Genomic DNA, 13,288 nt, shown 5'->3' on the forward strand with positions numbered 1-13,288 from the left:
AACAAGGCCCTCAACCAGCTGAAATCCCTCGGCTACGACGTCCAACTCACACCACGAGCCGCGGCCTGAGGTCACCATGTTTTCCTAGGAGACCCACCATCACCCGCACTCCCGGCGACAGCGGATCTCGATACGCCCGCTCCGCGGGCTACTCGATCAGCATGAGGGGCCGCTCCGCGGGCTACTCGATCAGCATGAGGGGGCCGCTCCGCGGGCGCCTCGATCAACAGGGGCGGCCCGCAACGCGGGCTGCTCGACTAACTTGGGTGGCGCGCAGCGCGGGCTGCTCGATCGGCAGGTGCTCTCGGGCCGGCGGCTCAGCCGCCCATCTCGGGCTCGGCGTAGGAGGCGAGGGTCGAGCCGGCGGCGGCGCAGCCGACCCCGAGGTCGGACTGCAGGGTGCTCCACTCCGGTGAGGACGGGTCGTACGTCCATCGGCCGGCGGCCGCCTGGGCGTCCTGCAGGTAGGTCCGGATGCCGGAGGACGCGGCGGAGACGCCGGTCTCGTCCGGCTCCGGGTTCTGCATCCGCACCGTCTGGAGCTGGAAGGCCTGCCGCTCGAGGAACACCTGGTACGCCTCGTCCGAGACGTCGCCGCGGTCGTGGAACCACTGCATGGTCCAGCCGATGCTGAGCAGCGAGCTGTAGCGGCCGCAGACGTAGGACACGCTGGTGTCCTGCTCGCCCGGGACGGTGCCGCGGGCCGTCGGCTCGACCGTCACCGTGACGGTCGGCGCCGGGGTCTGCGCCTCAGCGCCGCCCCCGCTCGTGCAGCCCGCCAGCGCGACGGCAGCGACGGCCAGGCCGAGAGCGGTCGCCACGAGTCGAGACGCGATCGGTCGTCGGATGTGCAGTGTGTCCCCCATGCGCCGACCCTACCGGGCGACCGGCGCCGCAGGTCGTCAGCGCCGCAGGTCGTCAGCGCACCGGCGCGAGCGGCGTGACTGCCGGCCCCTCCAGCACCGACCCGTCGGCCGCGAAGCGCGAGCCGTGCAGGGGGCAGTCCCAGCTGCGCTCGGCGTCGTTCCAGGTGACGACGCCGCCCAGGTGCGGGCAGACCGCCGAGACCGCGCAGCGGCGGCCCTCGACCGTCGAGACGGCCACGGGCTGCAGGCCGTCGCGGGCGAGCGCGCCGTGCCCCTCCTCCGGCACCACATCCACCGAGCGCGGCGCGCGCAGGGCCGACCAGTAGCCGCGGGCGTACCAGGCGCCGACCGCGGCGAGCGCTCCGGCCCCCTCCGCCATCACCCGGGGCAGCGTCGGGCGGCGGTGCAGGACCTTCGCCCACGGCGGCGTCTCGCCCCTCGAGTCGCCGACGAGCGTCAGCGCCGCCTGCACCGCGTTGGTCATCCCCCACTTGTCGTAGCCGGAGGAGAAGAAGATCCGCCCACGACCCCGCGGCAGCCAGCCGACGAACGGCACCCGGTGAAACGCCTCGTAGTCCTGCGCGCTCCACTGCGCGATCGGCTCGGCACCGGGGAAGGAGCGGCGGGTCCAGGCGATCAGGTCGTCGACGCTCTCCTGCGTCCGCGCGCGCCGGCCGACCACGTGGCCGTTGCCGCCGATCAGCAGCAGCCGCTCCCCGTCCCGCTCCACGTCGCGGATCGAGCGCGAGGGCCCGTCGACGGAGAGGTACATGCCGTCCGGGATCGTCTCGGCACCGCGGAAGGCCACCGCGTAGGAGCGCAGGGCGACCTGCTTGGCGAAGTAGAGCCCGCGGTCCAGGATCGGCGTGCCGGTGAGCAGGTACGCCCGCTCGCCGGTCACGTCCCCGGCGCTGGTCCGCACGCGCACGGGCGAGGAGGCGCTCAGCCCGAGCGCGCGGACGCCCTGCACGAGCACGCCGCCCGCGGCCCGGAAGTCGGCGGCGAGCGCCGTCAGCACCGCCATCGGATCGAACTCCGCCTGGTCGTCGAGCGCCACCGCGGCGGTGCTCGGGAAGGGCGTGTCGAGCGAGCCGACGAGGCGGGTGGCCAGGCCGAAGCGGCGGGCCGTCTCGTGCTCGCGCAGCACCGCGTCCACCCCGTCGGGGGTCTGCGCGTAGCTGTAGGCGGTGCGGCGCTGCACGGGCACGCCGGCCTCGCGGAGGTAGTCGACGAGCCAGGTGAAGCCCGCGAGGTTGGCGGCGACGTAGGCCCGGGTGACCGCGGGGGTGTTGCGGGCCGCGATCCTCGAGAGGTGCGTCCCCTGCAGGAGGCTGAGCTTGGCGGTGCTGCTGCCGGTCGCGACCGCGCCGACCTCGCGGGCCTCGAGGACGAGGACGCGGCGGCCGCCGCGCTGGAGCAGGAGCGCCGTCACCAGCCCCGAGAGGCCGGCACCGACGATCACGTCGTCGTAGTGCGCGCCCGGCACGAACGCGTCGCCCGGGATCGGAGCGGCGTCCTGCCGCCAGAGCGAGGTCCGCTCGATCGCCGGCACATCGATTCGCTTCATCGGGTCTCCCTGCACTCGGGCCGCGGAGGGCGGCTCGGACCGACGCTACGCGGGGCGGCCGGACCCGTCAGGGTGTTGACAGCGCGCGCGGCCGTCGGCCGCGGCTCAGAGCCAGCCCCAGCGCTTGAACAGCCGGTGCAGGACCACGCTCGAGGCGACCATCAGCCCGAGCACCGCCGGGTAGCCCCAGGCGAGGTGCAGCTCGGGCATCGCGTCGAAGTTCATGCCGTAGACGCTGGAGATCATGGTCGGCGCGAAGAAGATGGCGGCCCAGGCGGAGATCCGCTTGACCTCGTCGTTCTGCTGGTTGCCCGCCTCCGCGAGCTTCTTCATGTCCTCGTTCTGGCGCTGCGCGACCAGCGTGGCGTTCACCGCGAGGATCTCGCGGAGGGTCGTCCGGAAGCCCTCGACGCGCTCGTCGACCACAGCGACGTGGTCGGCGACGTCGCGGAGGTAGCGGCGCAACTCGACGTCCTCGCGGAAGACGTCGAAGTCGGTGACCAGCCGGCCGAGCATGCCGGTCAGCGGACGGGTCGCCCGCTGGAAGTCGAGCACCTCCTGGGACAGCTCGTAGATGCGCCGGGACACCGCGGGGTCCCCCTCGAAGACCTGCGCCTCGATCTCGTCGATGTCGTTCTCGAGGCCGGCGACGACCGGGGCGTACTGGTCGACGACCGCGTCGAGGATCGCGTAGAGAACCGCCACCGGGCCCTTGCGCAGCAGCTCGGGGTCGGCCTCCATCCGGCGCCGGACCAGGGAGAGGTCGGGCTTCTCGGAGTGGCGGACGGTGACGACGAAGTTCGGCCCGACGAAGAGGTGGAGCTCGCCGAAGTCGACCTCCTCGCGCTGGTCCGCGTAGCTCGCGGCCCGCAGCACCACGAACATGTCGCTGCCGTAGCGCTCGAGCTTGGGCCGCTGGTGCGCGCTGATCGCGTCCTCGATCGCGAGCGGGTGCATCGAGAACTCGTCCTCGAGGGCCGCCAGCTCGGCCTCGGTCGGACGGTAGAGGCCGATCCAGGCCATCGCGTCCGGCAGCTTCTGCAGGGCGGCGAGCGCCTCCGGGATGCTGTGCGGCGAGACGACGCGCCGACCGTCCTGGTAGATCGCGTTGTCGACGGTGCTCCGGCGGACCGGCTCCTCCTCGGGGCGGATCCGCTCGATCGGGCTGGTGTCCTCGGCGGCGGCGCGGGTGCGCGAGCCGAGACCGAGGAGGGTCGAGGGCACTCGGGGCAGCTTCACGCGGGGCCTCCTTCGATCGACCGACGACCCATTCTGCACCCGCGGGTGAACGGGAGGTGTCCGGCGCCGACGGCTCGGGCGGCGTCCGGTGTCGGAGCCGCTCAGTAGCCTGGAGGGGCACGACAGGGAGCGCCACCGCACACCCGCAGACCCCGCGAAAGGACGGTCGTGAAGCTCCTGCACACCTCCGACTGGCACATCGGCCGCACCTTCCACGGCCACTCGAGCGTCGCCGCGCTCGGCGTCGTGCTCGACGCGCTGGTCGAGACGGTGTGCTCCGAGGCGGTCGACGTCGTCCTGATCGCGGGCGACGTCTTCGACTCCGCGGTGCCGGCGGCCGAGCACTACACCCTGCTCACCCGCACGCTCGAGGCGATCCGCGCGGCCGGCGCCGAGGTCGTGCTGACCAGCGGCAACCACGACTCCCCCGCCCGGCTGGGCTTCCAGGCCGGGCTGCTGCGCGGCTCCGGCGTGCACGTGCTCACCGATCCCGAGGCCTACGCCGAGCCGGTCGTCCTCCGCGACGGGAGCGGGCTCGAGGTCGGCGTCTACGGCATCCCCTACCTCGAGCCCGCGCTCTACCGGCACCGGCACCCGGAGGAGTCGCTCCGCCGGCACGAGGACGTCCTCGCCTTCGCGATGCGCCGCATCCGCGCGCACGCCGAGGCGGCCGGGCGGCGCTGGGTGGTGCTCGCGCACTGCTTCGCCGTCGGCGCCCCGGCCGGCACGGTCGAGCGCGACATCACGGCCGGCGGGATCGACTACGTCTCGGTCGACCACTTCGCCGCGGCCGACTACGCGGCGCTCGGGCACATCCACGGGCGCGCGGAGCTGCTGCCGAACGTGCGGTACTCCGGCGCTCCGCTGCACTACTCGTTCGGCGAGGCGTCGAAGCCGCGCGGCGGCTGGCTGGTCGAGCTCGGCGCCGACGGGCTCGGCGAGGTGTCCTGGTCGGCGCTGCCCGTGCCGCGGCGGCTCAGCGTGATCGAGGGACGGCTGGACGAGCTGCTGAGCGACCCGTCGCTCGCCGAGTACGAGCCGGACTGGGTCTCGGCGGTGCTGACGGACGAGGTCCGCCCGCTCGACGCGATGGCGCGGCTGCAGTCCCGCTTCCCCGGCTGCGCGACGCTCGAGCACCGGCCCCCGCACGCGGCGGTCGACGAGCGGCGCTACGCCGAGCGGATCCGCGGGCGCAGCGACGTCGAGGTGATCGACGACTTCCTCGCGCACGTCCGCGGCGGACACGGCGCGAGCGAGACCGAGCGCGCGCTCGCGCTCGACGCGCTGGCGCAGGTCGACGCCGAGGCGCTGCGGTGAGGATCCGCCGCCTCTCCTTCGCCGGTCTCGGCCCCTTCCGCGCGGAGCAGGAGATCGACTTCGACCGCCTGGAGGACGTCGGGATCTACCTGATCGCCGGGCGCACCGGCGCCGGCAAGTCGACGATCCTCGACGCGATCAGCTTCGCGCTCTACGGCTCGGTGCCGCGCTTCGACGGCACGGCCTCGCGCCTGCGCAGCGACCACAGCGCCCCCGAGGACGAGACGTTCGCCGAGCTCGACTTCGAGGCGGCCGGCCGGCTCTACCGGGTGCGCCGCTCGCCGGAGTACGAGCGGCCGGCCAAGCGCGGCGGCGGCACCACCCGGCAGGCGGCGAAGGTCGCGCTGCTCGAGCACGTCGACGGCGAGTGGCGGGGGCTCTCCTCCAGCGCGCGGGAGACGGGGACGGACATCGGCCGGATCGTCGGCCTGACGAAGGACCAGTTCCTCCAGGTCATCCTGCTCGCGCAGAACCGCTTCCACGAGTTCCTGCTCGCCAAGAACGACGACCGGCAGCGGCTGCTGCGCACCCTCTTCGCGACGGAGCGCTACGACCTGCTCCGCCGGCGGCTCGTCGAGCAGCGGCAGGAGAGCGGAGCGGCGCTCGAGGAGGAGCGCGCGGCCGTGACGGCGCTGGCCGACGAGGCCGTCCGGCTCACCGGTGACGAGGAGACGGCGCCGACACCGCCCGATGCGGAGTGGTTCCGCGCCCTGGTGACCCGGCTCGACGCTCCCCTCGCGCTCGCCCGCGACGAGGTGGCGGAGGCCGACGCCGCGAGCCGCGCGGCCGAGACCGCCCGGGACGAGACGCGTCAGGTGAAGCGCGCGCAGGACCGCCGCCGGACCGCGCTGATCGAGGCGGAGGAGCTGGCGGTCGCCGAATCGCTGGTGGTCCAGCAGCGCGAGCGGATCGAGCGGGCCCGACGAGCAGAGGGCGTGCTGCCGCTGCTGAAGGGCGCTCGCTCGGCTGCCGACAGGTCCGCCACCGCCGACCGGAGCCGCGACAGCGCCGCCGCCGCCTTCACGGCCGCTTTCGACGAGCCCGCGGACCGGGCCGCCGCCACCCGGGCCGCGGAGCGCCTCGCCGGCACGCTCGGCGCGCTGACCGATGCGCTGGCCGACGAGCGCGGCCTGCCCGAGGCGGTCCGCCGCGCCGAGCGGACCGTCACCGCACGCGAGCGGTCCACCGCCGCGCTGGCCGTCCTCGATCGCGACCTGCGAGCGCTGCCCGCCCTTCTCGACGCGCTCTCCGCGGAGGAGGACGCGCTCGCGCCGGACGCGTCGGCGCTGCCGGCCCGCACCGAGGAGCTGGCCGCGCTCGAGCGCCGGATCCGCGCCGCCGCCGAGCGCGCGAGCGCCGCGACCGCGCTCGATCGCCTCCGCTCCGCCCACGCCGAGGCGGCCCGGGCGCACGGCGTCCGTGCCGCTGAGCACACCGAGCTGGTCGCCCGCCGCTTCGCGGGCTTCGCCGGCGAACTGGCCGGAGCGCTCGTCCCCGGCGACCCCTGCCCCGTCTGCGGCTCCTGCGAGCACCCGCGCCCCGCCGAGCACGGCGATCTGCCTCCCGTCGGCACCGGCGAGATCGAGAAGGCGCGCACCGCCGTCGAGCGCGCCGCCGCAGCGATGGACGCCGCGCGCGAGGCAGAGAGCACCGGCGCGCTCGCCCTGGCGGCCCTCGAGGAGCGGGCCGGCAGCACGACCGCCGAGGGACTCCAGGCCGCCCGCGCCGATGCCGAGGCGCGGCTCACTGCGTCCCGGAGTGCCACGACGCGACTCGAGGAGCTGCGGCGCGAGCGGTCGGACCTCCGTGTCCGGAGCGAGGATCTCGCGGCCGCCCTCGAGACCGCCCGCGCCGAGCACCAGCGCCTCAGCTCCGACGCCGCCCTCGCCGCCGAGGCGCTGCGCCTCCTGCGCGAGCGGATCGACGCCCACCGCGACGGTGCCACCAGCATCGCCGACCGCGTCGCGGCCCTCACCGCGCAGCGCCGCCTGGCCGACGCGCTCGTCGAGGCCGAGGACGCGGCGACCGCCCGCCGCGAGGCCGCCGAGAGCGCCGACGTCCAGCTCGCCGAGGTGGTCGCCGACCGCGGCTTCGCGAGCGCCGACGACGCCGAGTCCGCCGCCCTCACCTCGGGCGAGCGCGCCCGCGCCGAGGCCGTGGTGGCCGAGCACGAGCGCCGCCGCAGCGCCGTCGACTCGGTGCTGGCCGACCCCGAGCTCGCCGGCCTGCCGACGGCCCCCGTCGACCTCGCCGCCGCGGAGGAGGACGCGCGCGCCGCCTCCGCCCGCCGCGACGAGGCCCGCTCGCGGCACTCGGTGCTCGAGCACCGCGCCGCCCGGCTCGCCGAGCTGTCGGGCCGCGCCGAGGAGCGACTGGCGACTCTCGACGAGCGCCTGCGCCGGCACGAGGAGCTCCGCGCCCTCGCCGAGACGATCGACGGCCGCGGGCAGAACACCCGCCGGATGGACCTCGAGGCGTTCGCCCTCGCCGGGCGGCTGGAGGAGATCGTGGCCGCCGCGAACCTGCGGCTGAACGCGATGACCAGCGGCCGCTACGCGCTCGTGCACGACGACTCGCTCGCCTATCGCGGCGCCGCCTCCGGGCTCGGGATCGACGTGCTCGACGCCTTCACCGGCGCCCGCCGGCAGCCCGCGTCGCTCTCCGGCGGCGAGACGTTCCTCGCCTCGCTCGCCCTCGCCCTCGGCCTGGCCGACGTGGTCACGATGCAGTCCGGCGGCGTCTCGCTCGAGACGATGTTCATCGACGAGGGCTTCGGCTCGCTCGACGCCGAGACCCTGGAGACGGCGCTCGGCACGCTCGACGCGCTGCGCTCGGGCGGGCGCACCATCGGCCTGATCAGCCACGTCGACGCGATGCGCGAGCGGCTGCCGACCGGGCTGAAGGTCGTCGTCAGCGACCGCGGAGACAGCAGGATCCTCACGGCGTGACGGAGCGACCCGCTAGGGTCGTCGGCAGTGACACGGGGTGCCCACCAGGGCTGAGATGAGACCCGTCGAACCTGATCTAGTTCGTACTAGCGAAGGGATGTCGCGAATGAGCATTCGCACGCCTGCCCACCCGACCCTCCTCGACGGCGCGGCCGTCGCCCGAGACCTCAGCGAGCTGCGCCGCACCGCGCCGCTCGTCCAGTGCATCACCAACGCGGTGGTCACCGGCTTCACCGCCAACAGCCTGCTGGCGCTCGGCGCGAGCCCCGCGATGTGCGATCTGCCCGGCGAGGCCGGCGTCTTCGCCGGCATCGCCTCCGCGACGCTGGTGAACCTCGGCACCCCGCACGCGGAGCAGCGGGACGGCGCCCGCGAGGCCGTCGCGGCGGCGAGCGCGGCCGGCACCCCCTGGGTGCTCGACCCGGTCGCCGTCGGCCCGCTGCCGGTGCGCACCGCGCTCGCGGCGGAGCTACTCGAGGCGCGACCCGCGATCATCCGCGGCAACGCCTCCGAGATCCTCGCCCTCGCCGGCCTCGGCGCGGGTGGTCGCGGAGTCGACGCCGTCGACGGCCCGGAGGAGGCGCTCGACGCCGCGGTCGCGCTCGCTCAGAGGTGGGGGTCGGTCGTCGCGGTGTCGGGAGCCGTCGACGTCGTCACCGACGGCGAGCGCGTCGTCCGCGTCACCGGCGGGCACCCGCTGCTCACCCGCGTCACCGGCGGCGGCTGCGCGCTGGGCGCCGTGATGGCCGCCTTCCTCGGCGCCGGCGGCTCCGACCCGCTCGGAGCTGCGGTCGCCGCCTCCGTGGTCTGGGGCCTCGCCGCCGAGCAGGCCGCCGTCACCGCCGCCGGCCCCGGCTCGTTCGCGGTCGGCCTCCTGGACGCTCTCGCCGCACTCACCGCCGACGAGGTCGAGAGCGGAGCGCGGATCGCATGATCGACCTCTCGCTCCAGCTCGTCACCGACACCCGCCTCTGCGGTCCGCGCGGAGTCCCGGCCGTCGTCGCCGCGGCCGTCGCCGGCGGCGTCCGCGTCGTCCAGGTCCGCGACCACGAGGCGACCGCCGCCGAGCTCGTCGCCCTCACCTGCGCCGTCGCCGCCGTCCTCGACGAGCGCACGACCCTGCTGGTCGACGACCGCGTCGACGTCGTCCTCGCCGCCCGCCTGGCCGGAGCCCGCGTCGACGGCGTGCACGTCGGCCAGTCCGATCTCCCGGTCCTCGCCGCGCGCCGCATCCTCGGCGCCGGCGCGGTGATCGGGCTGACGGCGAACACCCCGGCCCACCTCGCCGCCGCGCACGCCCTGCCCGCCGGCACCGTGGACTACCTCGGCGTCGGCGTGATCCGGGCGACGGCGACCAAGCCCGACCACCCGGTCCCGCTCGGCATCGACGGCTTCGCCGCCCTCGCCGCCTCGACGCCGCTCCCCTGCGTCGCCATCGGCGGCGTCACGGCCGGCGACGCCGCGACCCTGCGCCGCGCCGGCGCGGCCGGTCTCGCGATCGTCTCCGCGATCTGCGCGGCCGACGATCCGGAGTCCGCGGCCCGCGCCTTCCGGGCGGAGTGGGACCGATGAGCGCCGCGCTCCCGCAGCCCCGCCCGATCCCCCGCGTCCTCAGCATCGCCGGCACCGACCCGACCGGCGGCGCCGGCATCCAGGCCGACCTCAAGTCGATCGGCGCGCTCGGCGGCTACGGGATGGCCGTGGTCACCGCCCTCGTCGCGCAGAACACCCGCGGCGTGCGCTCGATCCACCTGCCGCCCGCCGCCTTCCTCCGCGAGCAGCTCGACGCGGTCAGCGACGACGTCGAGATCGACGCCGTGAAGATCGGCATGATCGCGAACGCCGAGCTGGGCGCGGTCATCGCCGACTGGCTCGACGCCGTGCACCCGCCGCTCGTCGTCGTCGACCCGGTGATGGTCGCGACCAGCGGTCACCGCCTGCTCGACCCCGAGGCGGAGGAGGCGGTCCGCGCGCTCGTCCGCCGTGCCGGCCTGGTCACGCCCAACCTCCCCGAGCTGGCCGTGCTCGCCGGAGCGGAGCCGGCCGCCGACTGGTCCGCCGCGCTCGAGCAGGCCCGCTCCGTGGCCCGGGATCTCTCCACCGCGGTCCTGGTGAAGGGCGGGCATCTCGACGGCCCGGCGACGCCGGACGCGATCGTCACTCCGGACGGCGGCGTGCGCGAGGTGCCGGGCGAGCGCGTCGCCACCCGCAACACCCACGGCACCGGCTGCTCGCTCTCCTCCGCGATGGCGACGCTCCTCGCCGGTGGCGAGGCGACTCCTGATGCACTCGCCCAGGCGCTGACCGAGGCGAAGGACTGGCTGAACGGCGCCCTCCGCGGCGCCGACGCGCTCCGTGTCGGCGAGGGCAACGGTCCGATCGACCACTTCCACCGCCTGCGCGCCCCGGCGTTCTGCGAGCGGATGTGGACCGAGACGGAGCAGCTCCGCGCCGAGATCGACGCCCTGCCGTTCGTCACGGCGCTCGGCGACGGCTCCCTCGACCGCGGCGACTTCGAGTGGTACCTCGAGCAGGACGCGCTCTACCTCACCGAGTACGCCCGCGTCCTCGCGGTCGCCGCGCAGCGGGCGCCGAGCACCGCCGAGCAGGTCTTCTGGGCGGAGTCCTCGGCCTCGGCTCTGGCGGCGGAGGCGCAGCTGCACCGCGACCGCCTCGGCGAGCGCACCGCGACGGCCTCCCCCGTCACCCGCGGCTACGTCGACCACCTGCTCGCGGTCGGCACGAGAGGGAGCTACGGCGAGATCGTCGCCGCGCTGCTGCCGTGCTTCTGGCTCTACGCGGACATCGGCGAGCGCCTCGCCGCGGCGAACCGGCCCGGGCACCCCTACGCGGACTGGCTCGTCACCTACGCGGATCCTGCCTTCGCCGTCGCGACCGAGCGCGCGATCGCTATCACCGAGGCGGCCGCCGCCCGCGGCACGAACACGGAACGCGCCGCCATGGGCGACGCGTTCCTGCGCTCGAGCCTCTTCGAGCGTGACTTCTTCGCGGCTCCGCTCAGCCGATCGCCTCGCGGAGGACGTGCATGAGCGCGTCCAGCTGAACCGTGTCGGCCGAGGCGACCTCGGCGTCCGCGCCGTCGAGGGCGCGGGCGGCGAGGCCGGCCTTCGCGTCGATCAGCTCGGCGATCTTGGCGTCGATCGTGTGCGCCGCGATGATGCGCCAGGCCGTGACCGGCTCCTCCTGGCCGATGCGGTGCACGCGGTCGATCGCCTGCGTCTGCTCGGCCGAGGTCCAGGACAGCTCGGCCAGGACGACGTTGGACGACGCCTGCAGGTTGACGCCGACGCCCGCCGCGGTGAGCGAGCAGACCGCGACCGAGACGTCGGGGTCCTCGTTGAACGCGTCGATCTGCGCCTGGCGGAACGTCGCGGTCTGGTCGCCGCGGATCGAGACCGAGGTGAGATCGCGCTTCTCGAAGGTCTCCTCCGCCTGGTCCATCACGTCGATGTGCTTGGCGAAGAAGACCACCTTGCCGACCGAGCGGGCCAGCTGCGAGGCGTAGTCGGCGGCGAGCGCCGCCTTGGCCTGGCCGATCCGGCGCACCATCGTGAAGACGTTCTCGCCGGTCTTGGCCGACTTCGACTCCTCGAGCTCGCTCTGCGCGACGATGCGGACGAAGCGCTCGCGCTCGTCGTCGTCGAGCTCGTGCGTGATCGACGCGGTGACGGCCTTGTAGCGCTGCAGCATCCGGGCGCCGAGCTCGCGCTCCGCCTTCTGGATCGAGCGGCCGAGGTCGTCGTCCAGCTCGACCGGCAGGTCGACGATCCGCTTCGAGGGCAGGTCCGCGGCGACGTCGATCTTCTTCCGCCGGACGATGCCGAGGTCGATGACCGCCTCGCGCGCCTCCGGGTAGAAGCCGGTGTCCGCGGGGGTGAGCCCGGTGTCCTCGAGCAGGCTCATCAGCTCGGGCCCGGGCTTGGTCTCGTCGATCCAGCCGAGGAAGCGCCAGATCGCGCGGAAGTCGTCCACGTCGTTGATCAGCGGCGTTCCCGTGAGGGCGATCATCAGCGGGTCGTGGCCCGGCGTCGTCTCGCGGATCTTCGCGGCCAGCGCCAGCACGCTCTGCGAGCGCTGCGAGCGGAGGTTCTTGATGAAGTGCGCCTCGTCGACGACCATGCCGCGGAAGCCGAGGCTGCCGAGCCAGCCGATGTGCCGGTCGAGGATGTCGTAGTTGACGATCACGACGTCGGCGAAGGCGTCGAGCGTGCCGCCGTCGCCGTGGATGACGGTGGCGCGGCGCTGCGGCGTCCAGCGCTCGACCTCGCGCGCCCAGTTCATCTTGACGACGTTGGGCACGACGGCCAGCAGCGGGTAGGAGCCGGTGACGGACGCGGCGAGCAGGCTCTGCGCCGTCTTGCCGAGGCCCGGCTCGTCGGCGAGCAGGAAGCTGCGGTGCCCCTCGCGCGCGCCCTCGATGAAGCGGGCCTGGTGCGGCATCAGGTCGCGCCCGCGCGGCGTCACCCGGTCGATCTTCGGCGGCTCGGGCAGCTCCATGCTGGCGGCGCGGCCGCCGGCGCCGTACTCGAACGCCTTGAAGAGCGGACCGAGCAGCTCCCAGTCGTCGAGGCGGCGGCGGGCGGGGGTGGGCGCGCTGGCGATCGAGAAGTCCGGCGGGAGGAAGGGGTTGGCGAGCTGGCGGGCGCGCACCGACGGCGGCACGACCTGGTTGACCGGCACCTCCGGCTTGGGCTCCGGCTCGGTCACGATCAGCAGCTCGTCGGGGCTCAGCTCGGCGCCGGCCTCCAGCAGCCAGTCGCGGCGCAGCTTCTGCGCGGCCGCGGTGATGCCGGCCTCCGACTCGAGCAGGGCGATCAGGCTGGTGTCGCGTGCGGCGGTCTTCGCGAGGATCGTCGCGATGCCGTCGAGGCGCTTCATCTCCTCCGCGCGCTGCGAGTCGCTCAGCTCGGTGTCGCTCTTCACCCGCTTGCGCTCCTCGCGCATCAGCAGGGCGATGACGAGGAACTTCGTGCGATTGGTGGGCCCGACCTTGCCGGTCTGGGCCTTCGCCTCGACCTCGCGCACGCGACGGGCGAGGATCGGGATGATCCCGGAGTTGTCGACGCCGCGCGGGCGCGATCGGGGCCGAGTTCCCGGGCTCGCGCTCGTCGAACGACGCGACTGACCGGACTGACGCTGGCCGCTGCGAGCCATGCTCCTCCTCGACGTGGACGGGGGCGGAGGAGGGGTTCCCGCGCTCTACCGTCGCATTGCACTGTGCGTGTCTTGCGTGCTGTGCGTGTCTTGCCTGCACTGCGGGTGTTGCACTGGCCGCGTCACGCCTGGGACGAGACGGGCACCGATGCGCCCGGTGGCCGTCGAGAGCTCCG

The 13,288-nt window shown here is 74.5% G+C and carries 9 protein-coding genes and 1 riboswitch; of the genes, 5 read left to right on the forward strand and 4 right to left on the reverse strand.

Going from position 1 to position 13,288, the window contains the following annotated elements; genetic code table 11:
• Positions 1-317 precede the first annotated feature (317 nt).
• The 3 genes from EDF43_RS03825 to EDF43_RS03835 form a co-directional block, all read right to left on the reverse strand.
• Positions 318-866 carry a hypothetical protein gene (locus EDF43_RS03825; protein WP_132435711.1) on the reverse strand — a complete coding sequence of 183 codons (549 nt, stop codon included), beginning with the start codon at positions 864-866 and terminating at the stop codon, positions 318-320.
• A gap of 52 nt (positions 867-918) precedes the next feature.
• On the reverse strand, positions 919-2,433 hold the full coding sequence (locus EDF43_RS03830) for an FAD-dependent oxidoreductase (RefSeq protein ID WP_132435713.1): 1,515 nt from the start codon (positions 2,431-2,433) through the stop codon (positions 919-921).
• 105 nt (positions 2,434-2,538) lie between these two features.
• The gene (locus tag EDF43_RS03835; protein WP_243646239.1) at positions 2,539-3,594 is read right to left on the reverse strand and encodes a magnesium and cobalt transport protein CorA; all 1,056 of its coding nucleotides are present in this window, start codon (positions 3,592-3,594) and stop codon (positions 2,539-2,541) included.
• Positions 3,595-3,840: 246 nt separating this feature from the next.
• Here EDF43_RS03835 and EDF43_RS03840 point away from each other — a divergent pair, with 246 nt between their 5' ends.
• The 5 genes from EDF43_RS03840 (at position 3,841) to thiD (ending at position 10,987) form a co-directional block, all read left to right on the forward strand.
• Entirely contained in the window at positions 3,841-4,989 is a 1,149-nt protein-coding gene (locus EDF43_RS03840; protein ID WP_132435717.1) for an exonuclease SbcCD subunit D, read from the forward strand.
• Positions 4,986-7,937 (forward strand): AAA family ATPase, encoded by a 2,952-nt coding sequence (locus EDF43_RS03845; protein WP_132435719.1) that lies wholly within the window; start codon positions 4,986-4,988, stop codon positions 7,935-7,937. Before EDF43_RS03840 ends, EDF43_RS03845 begins: the two co-directional genes overlap by 4 nt.
• Positions 7,938-7,960: 23 nt before the next feature.
• A riboswitch (TPP riboswitch) is annotated at positions 7,961-8,052 on the forward strand.
• The gene (gene thiM, locus EDF43_RS03850) at positions 8,044-8,871 is read left to right on the forward strand and encodes a hydroxyethylthiazole kinase (RefSeq protein ID WP_132435720.1); all 828 of its coding nucleotides are present in this window, start codon (positions 8,044-8,046) and stop codon (positions 8,869-8,871) included. Its footprint overlaps the riboswitch before it by 9 nt.
• Positions 8,868-9,509, forward strand: a complete 642-nt coding sequence (gene thiE, locus EDF43_RS03855) for a thiamine phosphate synthase (RefSeq protein WP_132435721.1) — start codon at positions 8,868-8,870, stop codon at positions 9,507-9,509. The genes thiM and thiE overlap by 4 nt, the downstream gene beginning before the upstream one ends.
• Complete coding sequence (gene thiD / locus EDF43_RS03860; protein ID WP_132435722.1) at positions 9,506-10,987, forward strand: bifunctional hydroxymethylpyrimidine kinase/phosphomethylpyrimidine kinase; 1,482 nt, start codon at positions 9,506-9,508, stop codon at positions 10,985-10,987. Before thiE ends, thiD begins: the two co-directional genes overlap by 4 nt.
• Here the strand turns inward: thiD and EDF43_RS03865 are convergent.
• On the reverse strand, positions 10,956-13,112 hold the full coding sequence (locus tag EDF43_RS03865) for a DEAD/DEAH box helicase (RefSeq protein ID WP_123735390.1): 2,157 nt from the start codon (positions 13,110-13,112) through the stop codon (positions 10,956-10,958). The two genes, thiD and EDF43_RS03865, sit on opposite strands and share 32 nt — an antisense overlap.
• Positions 13,113-13,288: the final 176 nt, after the last annotated feature.

This window comes from Rathayibacter sp. PhB179 (genome assembly GCF_004345345.1).
In the GTDB taxonomy this organism is placed as follows: domain Bacteria; phylum Actinomycetota; class Actinomycetes; order Actinomycetales; family Microbacteriaceae; genus Rathayibacter; species Rathayibacter festucae.